Here is a 12753-nt window from a genome sequence, read left to right as displayed (position 1 = left end):
CGGCTAAACGCAGGCGTAGGCCGACCGAATCAGGCAGTTAGGTTCACTAAGCGGAAATGACGGGAGAAGCGCGGGGGTTGAGCGAGGGCCAGCTGTAACGGGGCGGCGGCTGCGCCCAGGTGTGCACGACAAGCGGTGCGGTGGCGTTGTCGCTGCTGACCGGCAGCGACCAGGCCGTGCTGTTGAGCGCTACGGCGCCGGCAAACGAGGAACAGAGTGGGCAACTGACCTGGTCGAGGTGCGGCGCTTGCTGGTCGGTGCCACTGGCATCGATGGCGGGGCCACCTGTGCCGTCCATGGAGCAGAACCCGCCGCCCAAACCGCTGAGGCTCAGGCCACTCATCTGGCCATGGTGAATCCCGCAGGCAAACAGACTGAACAGCACGCTGGCGTACAACAGCCAGGCGGTCAGCGAGCGAGTGCGCGGGGTTCGAGAGAGGTTCATGGGCGGCGACTCTAGCACCGAGTTTTGCAACGCGACAGCCGGGCATGCGCGGTGGATTGCCACAGCCGGCATTTCGTACGGACGAAAAAACAGCGGGCTTGGCGGCACGACGCAGCACGCCATCTCGTAGACCTATTACACCCACATCAGTACCCACTCGCAGACCCTGCATCGACGCAGCGCGAGGCTGAAGGCAAGAAAAATTTGCCGGAGCCTTGCCATGAAAACCCTAACCAGATCACCCGCAACCCCCTTGCAAACCCTGGCCAGCAATCGCCTGGCCAGGGCCATCAGCCTGGTATTGGCCGGGCTGTTCACCTTTGATGTCAGCAGCGCCGAGGCGCAATCGAGCATGACCGCCGCCGGCGCCATCGGCGTGCGGGCCGACGCAACTACTCAACAAATCGATGGCGAGTCGGTGAGCAGCGGCGCCATCAGCACCGCGACTGCCAAAGGCCAGATCGGTGTGCAGGCGGTGAACGCGGGTGAGGTTCGCGGTGCTGGTGTCAGCATCGAGATGGTGCCGAAAACCGCCGCCAGTGCAGTGGTCACCGCCACCGACATGACTGGTGCCCTCGCCGGCCAGGACGGCGTGCTGAGCCTTACCGGCAGCAGCATCGTCATGGGCGGCGGCGTCAACGGTCAGAACAACCATGCGCTGGTGAGCATCGGCGGCGTGGTGAATTTCAGCGCGGGCGCCATCAGTACCCTGAGCAAAGGTTCGATTGGTGTGTTGGCCATGGACAACGGCCAGATCGTGCTGCGCGATACCAGCATCACCGCCACTGGCAACGCCGGCACCAGCAACATCAGCCATGGCCTGGTGGCTCGTAATGGCGGCAGCATTGTCGGCGACCATCTCACAGTGAACACCAGCGGCAGCAACGCCAGTGGTGCCCGGGCCGAGTCGGGGTCGAGCATCGAGCTGCGTAACAGCACCTTCACCAGCAGCAATGCCGCCACCAGCGCCGCCACCACTGCAGTCCTCCATGCCCTCGATGGCAGCAGCATCAGCGGCACCAACCTGCAGCTGCACACCAGCGGCAACTATGTGGGCGGCGTCCGTGCCGAAGGCGTCGGCAGCCAGGTGACGCTGGCCAATAGCAGTGTCAGCGTGCTGGGCGCCGGCAACCTGCTCAACCCGTCAGCAGCCGCCCGGGCCATGGCCGGTGGCGCGCTGCTGATCGACAACAGCAACCTGTTTGCACAAAACCAATATGGCCACGGCGTGCAGGTGGAAGGCGCCGGTTCTTCGGCGCAGATCAGCCGCACCAACATCAATGCTCAGGGCGCTCGCGCCATGGGCCTGACCGTCAGTGGCGGCGCTGCAGCGAGCATCGACAACAGCCGCATTCTGCTCGATGGCAGCGTCGGCCCGGCCGCCCCTGGCGTACAGGTAGAAAACGCCGGTTCGACCCTGGTAATGCGCGACACCGACGTGAAAACCACGCAGAAAACCAGCTACGGCGTGCGCGCCCTCGACGGTGCGGTGATCGACATGGACAACGGCCAGGTGATGACCGAGGGCGACTACTCCGCCGGCATCAGCGCCGCCAATGCGCAGATCACCGCCAGCGGCGTCAACGTGCACACCAGCGGCAATGACAACGCCATGGGCGTGGTCGCCGACCTGGGCTCGACCATCACCCTCAACGGCGGCTCGGTGACCACCACTGGCAACGGCTCGCCCATCGCCTCCAACATGACCTTCGCCCACGCCCTCGCCTCGCGTAATGCCGGCGCCTTGCTGATCGCCAATGGCACCCAACTGATCACCACCGGCAGCCAGTCCTATGGCGCAGCGGTGGACGATGGCGGCAGCATGATCCTCAACAATCTTTCCGTGCACACCAGCGGCGCCGGCTCCCGTGGCCTGTATGCCGGCATCGGCGCGGCCAAACCCGGTGCGGTCAGCCTGATCGGCAACAACATCAGCGTAGAAACCCTTGGCGACAACGCGGTCGGTGCCTTCGTCAGCCGCAAATACAAAGATGAAACCGCGGAGCTGACCCTCAACAACGCCACCGTGCGTACCCATGGCGCGCTGGCCTATGCCCTGCAAGCCGACTCCGGCGCGCTGCTGGTGGCCGATCACACGGTGGCCAGCGCCGAGGGTGCCAATGCCCATGCCGCGCTGATCAAAAACGACGCCACGTTCAATGGCGACAACCTCTCGCTCAGCGCCCAAGGTGCCCAGGCTGCAGCCCTCGCTACCCAGGCCGACGTCGGCCGTACAAGCCAGGTGAACCTCGACCATGCGCTGCTGGATAACCGCAGCGGCGCCACGGTCGATGTCGCGGGCGCTGCCAGCATCAATTTCGACCATGTGGTTGCCGGTGGCAGTGACCAATGGCTGAACGTCAGCCGTTCGGGTTTTGCCGCCGGTCTGGCCAACCTCGACCTCGGCACCTCGCTGGTCAGCGGCTCGGCGAAAACCGCCGCCGGCAGCGTTGCCAATCTGAACCTGCACGACAACAGCCTGTGGCAACTCACCGGCAGCTCCAACCTCACCAGCCTGCGCAATGACCACAGCCTGATCGACTTCAGCGCACCGGTCGGCACCAGCTTCAAAACCCTTACCGTCAACGCCTACCACGGCGCCAACGGCAGCATCGGCCTCAACACCTACCTGGGCGCAGACGGCTCGCCCTCCGACCAGTTGGTGCTTGATGGCGGCAACGCCAGTGGTTCCAGCAACCTGCTGATCAGCAACGCCGGCGGCGCCGGGGCGCTGACCCAGGGCAATGGCATTCAGGTGGTCAACGCCATCAATGGCGCCAGCACCGACGCCAGTGCGTTTCGCTTGGTCAATGAAGTGAAAGCCGGGCCGTACCAGTACACCCTGCACCGCGCCAGCCTGGACGCGGAAAACCCCGAAGCCTGGTACCTGCGCTCGACCCTCGATGACGGCGGCGCAGAAACCCCCAACTACCGCCCGGAAACCTCGCTGTACAGCGGCATGCCGGTGCAGGCCCTGCTCTACAGCCGGGCGATGGTCGACACCCTGCACGAACGGGTCGGCGAAGAACGCCGGCGCGCCTCGGTCGACCCGCTGGTGGAAGACGATGACAGCAGTGTCGGCCCATCCCTGGGCTGGGGCCGACTGATCTACCGCACCGGCACCGACAACCGTGGCGCCGCCGACTACAGCTACGACCTGCAGGCGCTGCAAGTGGGCGCCGACCTGTACCGCAGCGAAGACACCGACGGCAGCACCAACCAGGCCGGACTGTCGCTGGGCCTGGGCCGGGTCAGCGGCGCACTGCACCACACCGACGGCCGTTATGCCGGTGACGATGCCCTGCGCGCCTACAGCCTGGGCGGCTACTGGACCCACTTCGGCCCGGCCGGCTGGTACCTCGATGGCGTGCTGCAACTGAGCCGCTTCAGTGCCACCGCCAAACCCGATAGCGTGGACAAACTGCACACCCGCGGCCACGGCATCACCGCCTCGCTGGAAGCCGGTTACCCGCTGCTGGTGAATGCCGACAAAGAGATTTACGTGGAGCCGCAAGCGCAGGTGATCGTCAGCAAAATCGAGCTGCAGAACGCCGAGGACAGCGCCGCCAAAGTACGCTTCGATGACGTCAACTCGGTCACTGGCCGCCTCGGTGTACGGGTGGCGCGCGACTGGTTCAACACCGACGACAACGGCGACATCCACCGCACCAACGGCTGGATCCGCCCCAGCGTCTGGCACGAGTTCAAAGGCGCGCCGAAAACCGAGTTTTCTTCCGCCGACGGCTACGTGCCCTTCACCACTGACATGGGCGGCACCTGGGGCGAGATCAATGTCGGCGTCGACTATGAACTCAACGCCCGCACCAGCCTGACCGGTTCCGTGGGCTACCAGAAAGCCTTCAACGGCGACAGCCGCAGCTACGAGGGGATGTTCGGGATCAAGGTGAAGTTTTGAACGTTGACGCAGCTCTGGCAGGAGCGGCTTTAGCCGCGATGCTTTTGACTTGAGAAGCATCGCGGCTAAAGCGGATCGCCGCCCGGCCCTCCCACAAATCAAATCGCATCAAACAACCCCACCCAGCTCCGCCTGAGTCAGCATCAACCCCAGCTTCAAGTGGGTTTTGCCACCCTCATCCACCAGCACCTCCAAGCTGCCATCCAGGCGCTCCACCAGCTTGCGCGCCAAGGCCAGTTCCAGTTCAACGGCCGGCGAAGCCACCGCGGCCAAGGCGCCTTCCGCCGCCGGCAACGCCAGCACCTCGACCTGCACTTCCACCAAGCCCAGACCGCGACCGTTGGCCGCCAGGCGCACCATCAACTGGCCGTTGGGCAGGCGCTGCAAGCCATAGCCAAACAACGCCGCCAGCACTTGCTGCAGCGCTTGCGGGTCGGCCCACACTGCCGGGTGGCGAGCGGTATGCACGTCGAGGGCAATGTTCAGTTCGTTGCTCTGCGCCTGGGGCTGAAATTGCGTCACCAGCGCGGCCAGCACCTCGCGTAAATCCAGCGGCTCATTGACCACCTCATAGTGCCCACCGGCCAATTGCCCGGCCTGTTGCAGGCCATTGAGCAGCGCCAGCAACTTGTCGGCATGGGCGCGGGCCACCTGCAGGGCTTCCTGCTGTTTGCCGGGACTGGTCAGCCCCAGGTCGAGCATCGCCACCAGACCGCGCAACGGCTCGCCCAGCTCAGCGGTGAGGTGGCCGAGCAACTGGTCGCGCGCCTGCATCCGCACTTTGCCCTGCTCGGCATCCACCCGCAGCGCCAGTACCTGCTCATCGCGGTCGGTGATGTCGACGCTGCCGAAAATCATCCCCAGCAGTTGGCCATTGCTATCGTGGTGCGGCTTGCCCCAGTGGCGCAGCACATGTTGTTTACCTTGCAGGCGCACCAGCACATCCCGGGAGTACGGCACAGCGGCGCTGATGGCCTCCATCAGGCTGCTGTGCACCAGGTCGGCATCGTCGTCCTGCAGCTCGGGGGTCTGGTTGATGCACTTGCCCAGCACCTGCTCCAGGCTGACCTGTTGCTGCTCCAGGTAATAGGCATTGCAGGCCAGCATGCGCCCTTCGGTGTCGCGCACATGCACGGCGTGGGGCAAGGCGTCGATCATGCTTTGCAGCAGTTGAAGTTCGGCGAGGTTGGCGCTCGGCAATGGCGCCTCGGCCTCGTTGCCATCGACCAGGCCGTGGCGGCGGGCGATGTCGATGAGCTCCAGTTGCGAGGTAGCGTGCAGCTTGTCTTTAAGGCGGATCTTGTAGGTGCTGACGGTCTTGTCGCTGAGGGCCAGTTGCTCGCCGATGGCCACGTTGCTCATGCCGGTGCAGAGCAATTGCAGCACCGCCAGTTCGCGTGCCGACAAGGCCTTGAGGGCCAGGCTGTGTTTGTCGCCCTGGGTGGTGCCGAGCACATGGCTGGGGAAATAGCTGTGGCCGTGCAACACCGCGTCCAGGGCTTTGCCCATGTCGGCGAGGTCTTCGTGTTTGCTGATAAAACCGTGGGCGCCGGCCTCCATGCAGCGCGCGGCGAAATACTCGGAATGTTGCGCGGTGAGCACCAGCAGTTTGGCCGGCAGGCCGTGGGCTTTGGCGCGCTGAATCAGCTCCAGGCCGCCGAGGCGTGGCAGGCTCAGTTCCAGAATCAGCAGCGCCGGCTGCAAGTCCCGCAGTTGCTGCAGGGCATCCAGGCCGTTATCGGCTTCGGCCACCACCTCATGCCCGGCCGCCTCCAACAGCAGCCGGATGGCATGGCGGGTAACGGTTTGTTCTTCGGCGATTGCGATCCTGCTCATCCGTGCCTCGCGCCTCCTCACTGTGCCCATTGAGCCTAGCGCAGAATGGCGGCGGCCCCTCGAAGCCGCTCCTACGGGGATCATTGCGGCTCTTCATCCTCGGGCTTTTCAAAGCGGCTGATCAGGTGCGGCACCAGGTTGAGAATGATCAGGCCAAAGCCGGTACCGAGCAGCGCGGTGGCCTCGCGGCCAAGGCCGACGGTAATGCCGATGGCACAGGTCAGCCAGATGCCGGCGGCGGTGGTCAGGCCCTGGACTTCACCGGGCGAGCGGCCTTTGAGGATGGTGCCGGCGCAGAGAAAGCCGATACCGGCGACCACGCCCTGCATCACCCGGCTCATGGCGTCTTCACCGGCGCCCATCTGTTCAGCCGCCATAACAAACAGCGCGCTGCCGAGAGCCACCAACATATGGGTGCGAATACCGGCTGCCTTGCCATGCTGTTCGCGTTCCCAGCCCAGTAACCCGCCCAGCAGCGTGGCCAGGGCCATGCGCAGGCTGACGCGGGTGGTGTGTGCAACATCGTTGAGGTCGGAAAACTCGCTGGTCAAGGTGGCGAGAATCGTCTCCCAGGTGCTCAAGCAGCATCTCCGCTTTCAGCCGGGGCCTCTGGCAGGTAGCGATGGGCGCCGCAGCGCGAACAGCATTGGCACAACAGCAGCTCGGTGCCGAACAGCTCGTGGGTAGCCTCGAGCCAGGTACAACCCTTTAAAAAGCACAGAAAGGTCATCTCACCACCTCCTGCGGCTTGGGCCGCAAGTTACGGGACGGGCAAATCAGCCATACACAATTATCGACTGGCGGCCGTTTCGATTGGTTTAACGATTTTTTCGCTGTTGGCGGCAAATGGCCGCAAAAAAGCCGAGAAAAGCCGCGAGATAGACGGTACGGCCACTGGGCAAAAAACATGAACCCTTTGCCACTGGCACAGGGTCCAAGTAGGTACTTGCCCCGTACGAGAGCCTTTGCAATGAGTGGCAACTACCCGTTTGTGGTGCATTACCGGTTGCATGGCCAGGCCCATAGCGTGGAGGTCGACGCGAGCAGCGAAGCCCTTACGCCGAGCCAGGCGCGCAGCCATGTCGAGTCCCTGCATACCTCAGCAAAAAGCAGCGATATCACGGACATCCGCGTAACCGCCGGGCAACACGGCGGTCCGACTCAGCCCGGACATCAACAGGCGTCCAACAGCTGATTCCACAACAACCACAACCACGAGTACGCCTAGATGAAAAATCTCGAAACGCCTGCCGTAAAACTCGCCGTGTATGGCGCCCAGAGCAGCATTGGACACGCGTTGATGGTTGAAGCCTTGGCGCGTCAGTTCGAGACCACCCTGGTGCTGGACGACCTCAATGCGGTGGACGCCCGCCCTGGTCTGAGCACCATTCAGGGCGATTTGTACGACCCTATCAGCGTCAGCCAGAGCATTGCCGGCAAGGACGCGGTGGTCTGTGTGCTGGCCACAACCGGCGGTGCAGATGCGCTGCAACACACCGCCAAGGCCGTCACCGCGCTGCTCGATGGCTTGCCGGTGGCCGGGGTCAAACGCCTGCTGCTGATCGGCGATTTCACCTGGCTGGATAACACCGATGCCAGCGCCAGCCAACTGCAGGAGCGCCTGACCAATAGCCCGGTGGTGTGGACCCTGTTCGATGCCCCCGAGGTCACCGACCAGGCGCCGCTACTGAGCAGCTTTGCCAGCCAGGTGGTGGACGAGGTGTGCCATGCCGACAACATGCACCAACGCATCCGCATTCATGGCCAAGCCAACCAACCGGTACAGCCTGAAGTCGACGTAATGCCGCAGCCATGACCGGCTGAGAGGAGGACCGTATGCCACCTGAAAGCATGATTCTGCTGCTGATCGGAACCTGGCTGCTGGTGGCAGCGGCCACCTTGTGGGGGATGCTGCGCATCGCCCGGCGTCACCATAACGCCCACTATCACCAGAACCATCCCCAACCACAGCCGGTGCAGCGCCCTGCCCTGCGCTCAGCCCAGGCGCGGCACACACCTGCCCGCGCCGGCCATTAAGGAGTGGCGCCGATGATGGACAGCCAGGCAGTCGACACCCAGGCCTTTCTCGATGCCTTCATGACCTTGATGCAGGAGTGCGCGATGCCGCTGTTCGAGGAAGCCCGTACCTACGCCCAAGGCGCAGGGCTGGAAGTGCGCCTGGAACTGCACGGCGCCGAGAAAGCCAGCCCCGGTTTATGCCTGCTGGTGAACTACCCCGACGGGCAGCTTGAGCACGGCTTCAATAGTTGCTGCATCACCGCCGAACCGAGCCTGCAGAAAGTGCTGCATGAAGACTTCTATAGCGACAGCAACCAACGCCGGGTGCAACGGGGCAAACTCGCCTCGATCAACCAGATGGTGCTGCACACCCGCCTCGCCACCTTCTTCCAGACCGCATTCGGGCTGCAGCCCGATTACATCGCCAAACAGCACCCGACCGGGTTTTGGTAATCGCTGAAAAGCATCGCGGCTGAAGCCCCTCCCACAGTGATCGAAGTTCTCCTGTAGGAGCGGCTTCAGCCGCGATTGGACGGCCCTGCAAACGCCCTGTTTTTTGCTTGAGTTAGATCGCTAAAAGCATCGCGGCTGAAGCCCCTCCCACGGGGATCGAAGTTCTCCTGAAGGAGTGGCTTCAGCCGCGATAGGCCGGACCTGCAAACGCCCTGTTTTTTGCTTGAGTTAGATCGCTAAAAGCATCGCGGCTGAAGCCCCTCCCACGGGGATCGAAGTTCTCCTGTAGGAGCGGCTTCAGCCGCGATAGGCCGGACCTGCAAACGCCCTGTTTTTTTCCTGGGCTAAATCGCTAAAAGCATCGCGGCTGAAGCCGCTCCTACGGGGATCGAGGTTCTCCTGTGGGAGCGGCTTCAGCCGCGATTGGCCGGGCCTGCAAACGCGCTACTTCTTGTTCTTCTCCGGCGGCATCGCTTTCCAGATGTCTTCGGCGTATTCGCGGATGGTGCGGTCGGAGGAGAACCAGCCGGTGCGCGCGGTGTTGAGCACGGCTGAGCGCCACCACTGGTTGGGCTGTTGCCACAGTTCATCGACCTTGCGCTGGGCATCCCAGTACGAGTCGAAGTCGGCGCAGAGCATGTAGCGGTCGTGGTGCACCAGGCCGTCGATCAGCCCGGCATAGCGCTCAGGATCATCGGGGGAAAATACGCCCTTGCTGATTGCTTCCAGCGCCGCATTCAAACGCTCCGACTGTTTGATCACATGGATGGTGTCGAAGTCGTTGTTCTGCATCCGCAGCTTCACCTCCTGCGCGGTCATGCCGAAGATAAACATATGCTCGGCGCCGATCAGTTGGCTCATTTCCACGTTGGCGCCGTCCAGGGTGCCGATGGTCAGCGCGCCATTCAGGGCGAACTTCATATTGCTGGTACCCGAGGCCTCCATACCGGCAGTGGAGATCTGCTCGGAGAGGTCGGCCGCCGGAATGATGGTTTCCGCCAGGCTGACGTTGTAGTTGGGGATAAACACCACCTTAAGCAGCCCACGCACCGTCGGGTCGTCGTTGATGGTGCGGCTGATGTCGTTGGCCAGTTTGATGATCAGCTTGGCCTGGTGATAACTGGCCGCCGCCTTGCCGGCGAAGATCTTCACTCGCGGCACCCAGTCGGTAGTCGGGTCGTTACGAATCGCCTGGTACAGCGCCACGGTGTGCAGCAGGTTGAGCAACTGGCGTTTGTATTCGTGGATCCGTTTGACCTGCACGTCGAAGATCGCGTCGGGGTTGAGGTCGATGTTCAACCGCTCTTTCACCAGCCGCGCCAACGCTGCTTTGCTGTGTTGGCGCTGGGCGATGAACTGTTTGCGGAAATTGGCTTTATCGGCAAAGGGCTCCAGCTTGATCAGCGAGCTTTCCGGGCTATCGAGCACGCCCTGGCCAATGTTGTCGATCAGCAACTGGGTGAGCTGCGGGTTGACCTGGTACAGCCAGCGGCGAAAGGTCACGCCGTTGGTTTTGTTGCGGATGCGGTCCGGGTAGAGGTTGTGCAGGTCGCGGAACACGGTTTCGCGCATCAGGTCGGTGTGCAGCGCCGACACGCCGTTGATGCTGTGGGAGCCGAGAAACGCCAAGTTACCCATGCGCACGCGACGGCCGTGGTCTTCATCGATCAGCGACACCGAGCGCAGAAGGTCGAAGTCGTGGATGTCCTGGGCGCGCAGCGAGTCGATATGGTAGGCGTTGATCAGGTAGATGATCTGCATATGCCGCGGCAGCAGGCGCTCCATCAACGACACCGGCCACGACTCCAAAGCCTCCGGCAACAGGGTGTGGTTGGTGTACGACAGGGTCGCCACACTCAGTTCCCAGGCGTTGAACCACTCGATGCGGTACACGTCCACCAACTGGCGCATCAGCTCCGCCACGGCGATGGCCGGGTGGGTGTCGTTAAGCTGGATGGCGACTTTTTCCGGCAGCGAATGAATGTCGCCGTGCAGGCGCATATGGCGGTGGAGCAGGTCCTGCAAGGAGGCCGAGACGAAGAAGAACTCCTGGCGCAGGCGCAGTTCCTGTCCGGCTTCGGTGCTGTCGGCCGGGTACAGCACCCGGGAAATGCTTTCGGCACGTACCACATCAGCCACGGCGCCCAAGTGGTCACCGGCGTTGAAGCGCTCCAGTTGCAGGTCTTCCAGGGCCCGCGCTCGCCACAGCCGCAGGGTGTTGACCCCGGCTCGGCGCCAGCCGACTACTGGGGTGTCGTAGGCAATGGCGCGGATGATTTCGGTGGGCTGCCAATGCTGGCGCGGCACATCGTTGCGCTCAGTGACGGTGTTGACGCTGCCGCCAAAGCCGATGTTGTAGCTGACCTCCGGGCGCTCGAATTCCCAGGGGTTGCCGAAGTCCAGCCAGGTCTCGGTGTGCTCGTGCTGCCAGCCATCGCTGATCACCTGTTTGAACAGGCCGTGCTCATAACGAATGCCGTAGCCGTGGCCGGCGATATTGAGGGTGGCCATGCTTTCCATAAAACACGCGGCCAGCCGCCCTAGGCCGCCGTTACCAAGGGCGGCATCCGGTTCCACTTCGCGGATCCGCTCGATGTCAACGTCCAGTTCAGCCAGGGCCAGGCGCGCGGTTTCCAACAGGCCGAGGTTGCTCAGGCAATCAACCAGCAGACGGCCGATGAGAAATTCCAGCGAAAGGTAATACACGCGCTTTTGCGGTTTACGGTCGACCCGCGCTTCCGACTCCTCCCAGTTGTCCACCAGGTGGTCGCGGGCCGCCAGGGCGATGGCTTCGAACCAGTCGTGGATATAGGCGTTGGCCGGGTCCTTGCCGACGGCGTATTTGAGCTTGGCCAGGATGCTTTGCTTGAAGGCCTGCACGTCGGGGGTGGGAATGGACGTGGGCGCGTCTTGCGGCTTGCTTTCAGCGGACATGGTGCGTGCCTCGGTCAGATGAAGTGAGCGCGAGTGAAAGCGGCGGCCAATTTGGCAGCCAATGCAGTAGCCGATCGGCAGCCGAGGGCTGCCGACGCTACCGGGTGATCAATTGAATAGGGCGTCGTTCTGCGCGTGCCGCGACACACTGAAGGAGCCACCGCTGTCGCTGGGGTACAGGGCCATGGTCGACTTCAGCGCATCCATGGTGATGCCGCCGAGGTGCTCGATCAGGAAGGCCTTCTTCACGATCCACAGGTTTTCATCACGGATCAGATCGAGCAGGTCATGGCCGGTAAGGGTCAGGGCTTTGCCGATGCGCACCAACTCGCCGCTTAACGGGCGATGGTCGGCGCATTCCACCAGGCCGGCTTGTTCCAGCAGGTGCAAGTGGTAGCTGACGCTGTCACTGGAATGTTCATCGATACGGTGGGGGAAAAAATGATGGCCCTTCTCCAGGCCTTCGATGTCCAACAGCAGCTCCCTGACCAGCTCCCAATCTCTCTTCATTGCCTTAGCTCCTCGTCCCCGTCTTGCGGTCTCCTTACCCTGCCGAACTACCCTCGCAGCAGGAAGATTTGCAGGGGACCGTTACCAATGACCGAAGCCAGTCGACCAGCAAGGCTGCGCGCAATAACTGATGCTTGAGCGTTTGGCTGTCCGGCCCCCTACAGGATAGGTGTGCGGATAGGCGCGAGAGTTCAACAATTTTGCCCAGCAAAATGACCGTTCACGGAAAAACCTGAACTCCCGGCGCAGGACCTCGTTCAGACCTTGTATCCGTTGCCAACCACGAGGAACACGCCATGGCCAATCCCGGTTATCTCGAACGCCTGCTCGCCGTTGCCGGCGGCATTCTGCTGATTCGCAAAGGCATGGCGGTTAAAGGTGTGGTGGGCGCCGCGGATATCGTCCTCGGCTCGGTGGCGATCTATCGCGGCCTTGGCCGTGCCCAGGGGCCGCTGCCCGCCACTTACCACCTCAAGCACCTGCCCGAAGTGGCCCAGCGCCCGCCGCGCAAACCGCTGCGCCGTACCTATGCACCGCAGGTGTTCGACGCCGATGAACTGGGACCGGACCTGCCGGTGAAAACGCCGTTCCAGCAACCGTTCAGCTAGGCGCTACTTGCACTTTGCAAGGTCGGCTTTTG

General features: G+C 63.0%; 12 protein-coding genes. 6 read left to right on the top strand and 6 right to left on the bottom strand.

Features of this window, described 5'->3' with window-relative positions; translation table 11 throughout:
• Positions 1-46: 46 nt before the first annotated feature.
• Positions 47-445, bottom strand: coding sequence for a DUF2946 domain-containing protein (locus tag C8K61_RS02655; protein WP_108094616.1), 399 nt, complete (start codon positions 443-445; stop codon positions 47-49).
• 220 nt (positions 446-665) lie between these two features.
• On the opposite strand from C8K61_RS02655, the gene C8K61_RS02650 reads away from it, so the two are divergent.
• On the top strand, positions 666-4361 hold the full coding sequence (locus C8K61_RS02650; RefSeq protein WP_108094615.1) for an autotransporter outer membrane beta-barrel domain-containing protein: 3696 nt from the start codon (positions 666-668) through the stop codon (positions 4359-4361).
• Positions 4362-4469: 108 nt separating this feature from the next.
• Here the strand turns inward: C8K61_RS02650 and C8K61_RS02645 are convergent, their stop codons facing one another.
• The 3 genes from C8K61_RS02645 to C8K61_RS27110 form a co-directional block, all read right to left on the bottom strand.
• The gene (locus C8K61_RS02645) at positions 4470-6197 is read right to left on the bottom strand and encodes a response regulator (RefSeq protein ID WP_108094614.1); all 1728 of its coding nucleotides are present in this window, start codon (positions 6195-6197) and stop codon (positions 4470-4472) included.
• A gap of 80 nt (positions 6198-6277) precedes the next feature.
• The gene (locus C8K61_RS02640; protein ID WP_178086409.1) at positions 6278-6778 is read right to left on the bottom strand and encodes an MgtC/SapB family protein; all 501 of its coding nucleotides are present in this window, start codon (positions 6776-6778) and stop codon (positions 6278-6280) included.
• Positions 6775-6927 (bottom strand): PSPA7_2676 family Cys-rich small protein, encoded by a 153-nt coding sequence (locus C8K61_RS27110; protein WP_305889194.1) that lies wholly within the window; start codon positions 6925-6927, stop codon positions 6775-6777. The genes C8K61_RS02640 and C8K61_RS27110 overlap by 4 nt, the downstream gene beginning before the upstream one ends.
• A gap of 240 nt (positions 6928-7167) precedes the next feature.
• Here C8K61_RS27110 and C8K61_RS02635 point away from each other — a divergent pair, with 240 nt between their 5' ends.
• Genes C8K61_RS02635 through C8K61_RS02620 form a run of 4 tightly spaced genes read left to right on the top strand, consistent with a single transcriptional unit; the run spans position 7168 to position 8669 of the window.
• A complete protein-coding gene (locus C8K61_RS02635) occupies positions 7168-7392 on the top strand; it encodes a hypothetical protein (RefSeq protein WP_108094613.1) in 225 nt (74 codons plus the stop codon).
• Positions 7393-7425: 33 nt separating this feature from the next.
• A complete protein-coding gene (locus C8K61_RS02630) occupies positions 7426-8013 on the top strand; it encodes an NAD(P)H-binding protein (RefSeq protein WP_108094612.1) in 588 nt (195 codons plus the stop codon).
• Positions 8014-8033: 20 nt separating this feature from the next.
• On the top strand, positions 8034-8234 hold the full coding sequence (locus C8K61_RS02625) for a hypothetical protein (RefSeq protein WP_108094611.1): 201 nt from the start codon (positions 8034-8036) through the stop codon (positions 8232-8234).
• Positions 8235-8246: 12 nt separating this feature from the next.
• Positions 8247-8669 carry a hypothetical protein gene (locus tag C8K61_RS02620; protein WP_108094610.1) on the top strand — a complete coding sequence of 141 codons (423 nt, stop codon included), beginning with the start codon at positions 8247-8249 and terminating at the stop codon, positions 8667-8669.
• Positions 8670-9113: 444 nt separating this feature from the next.
• Here C8K61_RS02620 and C8K61_RS02615 read toward each other — a convergent pair whose 3' ends face one another.
• Both C8K61_RS02615 and C8K61_RS02610 read right to left on the bottom strand, forming a co-directional pair.
• Positions 9114-11603 (bottom strand): glycogen/starch/alpha-glucan phosphorylase, encoded by a 2490-nt coding sequence (locus C8K61_RS02615; RefSeq protein ID WP_108094609.1) that lies wholly within the window; start codon positions 11601-11603, stop codon positions 9114-9116.
• 108 nt (positions 11604-11711) lie between these two features.
• Positions 11712-12113: a DUF2513 domain-containing protein gene (locus tag C8K61_RS02610; RefSeq protein ID WP_108094608.1), complete on the bottom strand. Its 402-nt coding sequence runs from the start codon at positions 12111-12113 to the stop codon at positions 11712-11714.
• Between the two features lie 296 nt (positions 12114-12409).
• Here C8K61_RS02610 and C8K61_RS02605 point away from each other — a divergent pair, with 296 nt between their 5' ends.
• Positions 12410-12721, top strand: coding sequence for a hypothetical protein (locus C8K61_RS02605; protein WP_108094607.1), 312 nt, complete (start codon positions 12410-12412; stop codon positions 12719-12721).
• Positions 12722-12753 lie beyond the last annotated feature (32 nt).

It is taken from the genome of Pseudomonas sp. GV071 (genome assembly GCF_003050835.1).
Taxonomy (GTDB): domain Bacteria; phylum Pseudomonadota; class Gammaproteobacteria; order Pseudomonadales; family Pseudomonadaceae; genus Aquipseudomonas.
This window is presented reverse-complemented; position numbering and strand designations above follow the sequence as displayed.